This is a genomic window from Arthrobacter sp. CAL618, assembly GCF_000468215.1.
In the GTDB taxonomy this organism is placed as follows: Bacteria; Actinomycetota; Actinomycetes; order Actinomycetales; family Micrococcaceae; genus Arthrobacter_D.
Genome location: NZ_ASZW01000085.1, coordinates 4,491 through 10,130, shown reverse-complemented (window position 1 = coordinate 10,130; position 5,640 = coordinate 4,491). Strand labels below are relative to the sequence as shown.

Annotated in this window: 5 protein-coding genes and 1 pseudogene (1 of these 6 cut by a window edge); 2 read left to right on the top strand and 4 right to left on the bottom strand. The window is 64.6% G+C overall.

Features of this window, described 5'->3' with window-relative positions; translation table 11 throughout:
- Positions 1 to 594 (top strand): annotated as a pseudogene (locus K728_RS23075) (GTP 3',8-cyclase MoaA); the annotation flags it as partial.
- Complete coding sequence (locus K728_RS0105225) at positions 595 to 858, top strand: MoaD/ThiS family protein (protein WP_019483459.1); 264 nt, start codon at positions 595 to 597, stop codon at positions 856 to 858.
- 101 nt (positions 859 to 959) lie between these two features.
- Here K728_RS0105225 and K728_RS0105220 read toward each other — a convergent pair whose 3' ends face one another.
- From K728_RS0105220 to K728_RS0105205, 4 genes are all read right to left on the bottom strand, one after another.
- Entirely contained in the window at positions 960 to 2,426 is a 1,467-nt protein-coding gene (locus K728_RS0105220; RefSeq protein ID WP_156911190.1) for a M16 family metallopeptidase, read from the bottom strand.
- Between the two features lie 3 nt (positions 2,427 to 2,429).
- A complete protein-coding gene (locus K728_RS0105215; RefSeq protein ID WP_019483461.1) occupies positions 2,430 to 4,691 on the bottom strand; it encodes a polyribonucleotide nucleotidyltransferase in 2,262 nt (753 codons plus the stop codon).
- A gap of 284 nt (positions 4,692 to 4,975) precedes the next feature.
- Complete coding sequence (gene rpsO, locus K728_RS0105210; RefSeq protein WP_019483462.1) at positions 4,976 to 5,245, bottom strand: 30S ribosomal protein S15; 270 nt, start codon at positions 5,243 to 5,245, stop codon at positions 4,976 to 4,978.
- 118 nt (positions 5,246 to 5,363) lie between these two features.
- Positions 5,364 to 5,640: the 3' portion of a bifunctional riboflavin kinase/FAD synthetase gene (locus K728_RS0105205; protein WP_024476060.1), read on the bottom strand. The gene runs 698 nt beyond the window's last position; 277 of the gene's 975 nt are visible here — the last part of the coding sequence; its start codon lies beyond the right edge, outside the window; its stop codon occupies positions 5,364 to 5,366.

The window sequence follows — 5,640 nt, the reverse complement described above, 5'->3', positions numbered from 1 at the left end:
CGGGGTATCGAAGCTGCGGCGGAGGTGGGACTTGGCCTGGTCAAGATCAACGCCGTCCTGATGCGCGGGATCAACGACCATGAGGCGCCCGAACTCCTCGAATGGGCGGTGTCCAAGGGATTTGAGCTGCGTTTTATCGAGCAGATGCCCCTCGACGCGGACCACGGCTGGACCCGCGACGGCATGATCACTGCCCTCGAGATGCGGACCCTGCTGGAGCAGCAGTTTGTGCTGACCCCGGATCCGCGCAACCGGGACGGCGCCCCCGCCGAGCGCTGGGAGGTACGCCGAATCGCGGCCCCTGACATCGTCGTCGGCACCGTGGGCATTATCGCCTCGGTGACTGAGCCGTTCTGCGCCGACTGCCGGCGAACCCGCGTCACCGCCGAGGGCAAGATCATGAGCTGCCTATTTTCCCGCGAGGAGACCGATCTACGGGATCTGCTGCGGTCGGACGCCGACGACGACGCGATCGCCGCACGCTGGCAGGACGCCATGTGGGCCAAGCCGAAAGCGCATGGGATGGGCCACGTCGGTCTGGGTTCGGACGATTTTGTCCAGCCGGACCGCAGCATGAGCGCGATCGGCGGCTAGATGCTGATTCGATATTTCGGCGCCGCGCAGGCCGCAGCCGGTACGGCAGAAGAACGACTCGACCTCGACGCAGCGACGCTCGAGACGGTCCTGGCACACCTCACCGCCCGGTACCCGCTGCCGGTTCGGGTGGGCGGGCCGGCGATGCCCGAGGTCATCGCCCGGAGCAGCTTCCTGCTGAACGAGGTGGCTGCCCGTGACCGCGGCCGGGTGCTGGCCGCCGACGACGTCCTGGATATTCTGCCGCCCTTCGCCGGGGGCTAGTAGCACACGCCCAGCCGCGCTGGGCAGACAGCCTTAACCATCAATGACGCGCCCCTGACGTTCGGGGTGCGTCATTGATGGTTAACAGCTGTGCAGGACCGCTAGTGGCCGAAGTCCGCCGGGGCGTCGAACGGGCCGACAACGGTAATCGTGCGCGGGGCGGCAGCCAGTTCGGCGGCCAGTTCCCGGACCTGCGCCTCGGTGACGGCGTTGACCCGTGCCAGCACCTCATCGAGGCCGAGGAACTCCCCCGACACCAGTTCTGCCCGGCCGAGGCGTGACATCCGAGACCCGCTGTCCTCCAGTGCCAGCACCATACCGCCGGAGAGTTGCCCGACGGCTCGACGCAGCTCATCGGCGGAAATCCCGTCTGCGGCGAGCCGGTCCAGCTCGGCACCGAGCAGCTCAATGACCTGACCGGTCTTCGCCGGTGAGCACCCCGCGTACATGGCGAAGTAGCCGGCGTCGGCGTAGGAGGCGGAGAAGGAGTAGGTCGAATAGACGAGCCCGCGCTTCTCGCGGACTTCCTGGAAAAGCCGTGATGACATCCCGCCGCCCAGGACGGCGTTCAGCACGCTCATCACGAACCGCCGGTCGTCGGTGGCGGTGATTGACGGGCAGCCGACCAGAATGTTTGCCTGCTCCACCGCACGCCGAATGACCCGGATTCCTCCGGTGCTTTCAATCGGTACCGGCGTATCGGAACGACGGGCCACGGGCAGCGCATCGGCCTCCAGCGTCCAGCCGGCGGTCCGCAGCGCGTCGAGGACGAGCCCGCAGACCACTTCGTGGTCCAGTCCCCCGGCCGCGGTGACGACCAGTTCCGATGGTCGGTAATACTGGCGGTAGTGAGCCAGGACCGAGTCGCGGGGCACTGCCTTGATGGCGTCGGGGGTGCCGCCGATGGGGCGACCCAGTGGGTGGGACCCGAGCACCGCTTCGACGAATTCTTCGTGGGCGACGTCGGCGGGGTCATCGCTGTCCATCGCGATTTCCTCGAGGATGACGTCGCGTTCCTGCTCAAGTTCGTCGGCGTCAATCACGGCGCTGGTCACCATGTCGGCGATTACGTCGATTGCCATGGGCAGATCAGCGTCAAGCACCCGGGCGAAATAGCACGTGTGCTCCTTCGCCGTGGCAGCGTTGGATTCACCGCCCACCTCGTCAAACGCTTCGGCAATCTCGAGCGCAGTGCGCCGCGTGGTGCCCTTGAAGAGCAGGTGTTCAAGGAAGTGAGTGGACCCGTGCTGGCCTTCGGCCTCATCCCGGGATCCGACCCCCACCCAGAAACCGATGGTCGCGGACCGCTGGCCGGGCATTGCCTCGGTCAGGACACGCACCCCGCCGGGAAGTACTGACCGGCGCACCACGGCGCCGCCCAGCGTCCCCGCGACGAGCGTGGGATCGTGGCCGGCACCCGCACTGTCCGCGGAAGGCGCAGGGGTGGGCAGCAGCGGCAGGACGATCGACGTCGGCCCAGTGCGGTTCTCGTGTGAAACGGCCAACGGCCCTGCTCCCGACGTGGTGTCGGGAACAGGACCGGAGGCGTTGTTAGCTGATACAACCATTCGCTAGTTGTCGTCACCCTCTGCTGAGTCCGCCGAAGCGTTCTCAGCCGCAGCGTCGTCGGCAACCACTGGGGAGAGCGAAAGCTTTCCGCGGTCATCGATCTTGGTGATTTCGACCTGAACCTTCTGGCCCACCGAAACAATGTCGTCGACGTTGTCGACGCGCTTGCCGTTGGCCAGCTTGCGCAGCTCGGAGATGTGCAGCAGCCCATCCTTGCCCGGGGTCAGCGACACGAAGGCACCGAAGGTGGTGGTCTTGACGACCGTACCCAGGTACCGCTCGCCAATCTCAGGAACCTGAGGGTTGGCGATGGCGTTCACTGCGGCGCGTGCAGCCTCGGCCGCACCACCGTTGGTGGCGCCGATCAGAACCGTGCCGTCATCTTCGATGGAGATGTCAGCGCCGGTGTCTTCCTGGATCTGGTTGATCATCTTGCCCTTGGGGCCAATGACCTCGCCGATCTTGTCAACCGGGATCTTCACCGAGATGATGCGTGGCGCGAACTCGGAAAGCTCGTCCGGCACGTCGATGGCTGCCTCAAGGACACCCAGGATGTGCAGGCGGGCTTCACGGGCCTGCTTCAGGGCTGCGGCGAGCACTGAGGCGGGGATTCCGTCGAGCTTGGTGTCCAGCTGGATGGCTGTGACGAACTCGGCGGTACCGGCAACCTTGAAGTCCATGTCGCCGAAAGCATCTTCAGCGCCAAGGATGTCGGTCAGTGCCGCGTAGCGGGTCTGACCGTCGACGACGTCGGACACCAGGCCCATGGCGATACCAGCGACGGGTGCCTTCAGGGGCACACCGGCGTTGAGCAGCGACAGGGTTGAAGCACAGACCGAGCCCATCGACGTCGAGCCGTTGGAGCTCAGCGCCTCGGAGACCTGACGGATCGCGTAAGGGAATTCCTCACGGGTCGGCAGGACCGGCATCAGGGCGCGCTCGGCGAGGGCACCGTGACCGATTTCGCGGCGCTTCGGCGAACCGACGCGACCGGTTTCACCGGTGGAGTATGGAGGGAAGTTGTAGTTGTGCATGTAGCGCTTGCGCGTTACCGGCGACAACGAATCAATCTGCTGCTCCATCTTGAGCATGTTCAGCGTGGTGATTCCCATGATCTGGGTTTCGCCGCGTTCGAAGATCGCAGAACCGTGAACGCGAGGCAGGACCTCGACCTCGGCGGTGAGCTGACGGATGTCGCTCAGGCCGCGGCCGTCGATACGGATCTGATCCTTGAGGATGCGCTGGCGGACAACGCTCTTGGTGACCGACCGGAAGGCGGCAGAGAGTTCCTTCTCGCGTCCTTCGAACTGCCCGGCGAGGTCAGCGGTGACGCTGTCCTTGAGGGCGTCCGAGGCGGTGTCGCGCTCCTTCTTGTCACCGATCTGGAAGACCTCGGTCAGCTTGGCGGCTGCTGCCGACTCGACCGCTGCGAAGACGTCGTCCTGGTAGTCAAGGAAGACCGGGAAGTCGACGGTTGGCTTGGCGGCGCGGCCGGCAAGGTCAGCCTGGGCGTCACAGAGGGCACGGATGTACGGCTTTGCCGCTTCCAGGCCGTCGGCGACGATCTCTTCGGTCGGTGCGGTGGCACCGTCTTCCTTGATGAGCTTCCACGAGTTGTCGGTGGCTTCAGCTTCCACCATCATGATGGCGACGTCGTCACCCTCGGGTCCACTGACCACACGGCCGGCAACGACCATGTCGAAGACCGAGTTCTCCAGTTCGGAGTGCTTCGGGAAGGCGATCCACTGATCCTGGCCGCTGCCATCGGAGACGAGTGCCACGCGGACACCACCGATCGGACCGGAGAAGGGGAGGCCGGAGAGCTGCGTGGACATCGAGGCGGCGTTGATGGCAACGACGTCGTATCGCACGTCGGGGTTGATCGCCAGGACGGTGACCACGATCTGGACCTCGTTGCGGAGGCCCTTCACGAAGGCCGGGCGCAGCGGGCGGTCCATGAGCCGGCAGGCGAGGATCGCCTCGGTGGAGGGACGGCCTTCGCGGCGGAAGAAGGAGCCTGGGATGCGCCCTGCGGCGTACATGCGCTCTTCAACGTCGACGGTCAGGGGGAAGAAGTCGAAGCCTTCGCGGGGGTGCTTGCCAGCGGTCGTTGCTGACAGGAGCGCTGTGTCTTCGTCGATGTAAACCATTGCGGCGCCGGCTGCCTGCTGTGCAAGGCGGCCAGTCTCGAACCGTACGGTGCGCTTGCCGAACCGGCCGTTGTCAATAACGGCTTCGGCGAATTGAATTTCGGGACCCTCCATAGAGAGTCACCTCCGTTTCTGTTTGGGCTGGTGCCCTGCCGGAACCTGATCACCGTTCAATGCGGTGATGCTCGCACCCGGTCTTCGATCGAGATCCACGGGGACTCACGCGTGCTCTGCACTGTTCTGCGCTGCACGGTCGTCTGCTCCCGGAGACCACTACCGAGGACCGCGAATGCGCGGTGCCTGCCTGGCTCCATGTGTTTTTAGTTGTTTGTGTGGCCGGTGGCCACATGTGGAAGGCGGCTCCTTCCCTGAAGGAAGGACCCGCCCCACGTGTGTTACTAGCGGCGCAGGCCGAGACGCTCGATGAGCGTACGGTAGCGCGTGATGTCAGTCTTACGCAGGTAGTCCAGCAGACGACGACGGCGTCCAACCATCAAGAGCAGGCCACGACGCGTGTGGTGGTCGTGCTTGTGCATCTTGAGGTGTTCGGTGAGGTCGAGAATACGGCGGGACAGCATCGCAATCTGCACCTCAGGTGAGCCGGTGTCGGCTTCCCCGGTTGCATATTCCTTAATGATTTCCTGCTTGATAGCGGCGTCAAGGGCCACAATAACTCCTAGAGTTGTACCGTGAACAAGTTCCCTGGTCTTGCCGACAGTCGCCTGCCGAACCAAAGACACAGAAAGATCCAGCCACCACGGACTGCAGCCGGATCCACGGTCCAGTTTACCTGCTGAGGCGTTGTTCTGTCGAAAGGACCTCGCGGGTCTCTTCGACGTCGAGCCGCATCTGGGCGATCAGCGTGTCGGGCCCGGTGTAGGCCACCATTCCCCTCAACCGACGGGTGAACTCCACGATGATGATCTGTCCGTACAGGTCGAAGTCGGAAACGTCTTCCTTGGGGCGATCAATGACGTGTGCTTCGACGTGGCGACTGACGCCTTCGAAGGTGGGGTTCGATCCGACCGAAATGGCTGCGGGCCAGCGGGTGCCGGCTTCGTCG

Coding starts and splice junctions, on each gene's coding strand:
- K728_RS0105225 (WP_019483459.1), top strand. CDS start 595: ATGCTGATTCGATATTTCGGCGCCGCGCAGGCCGCAGCCGGTACGGCA.
- K728_RS0105220 (WP_156911190.1), bottom strand. CDS start 2,426: ATGGTTGTATCAGCTAACAACGCCTCCGGTCCTGTTCCCGACACCACG.
- K728_RS0105215 (WP_019483461.1), bottom strand. CDS start 4,691: ATGGAGGGTCCCGAAATTCAATTCGCCGAAGCCGTTATTGACAACGGC.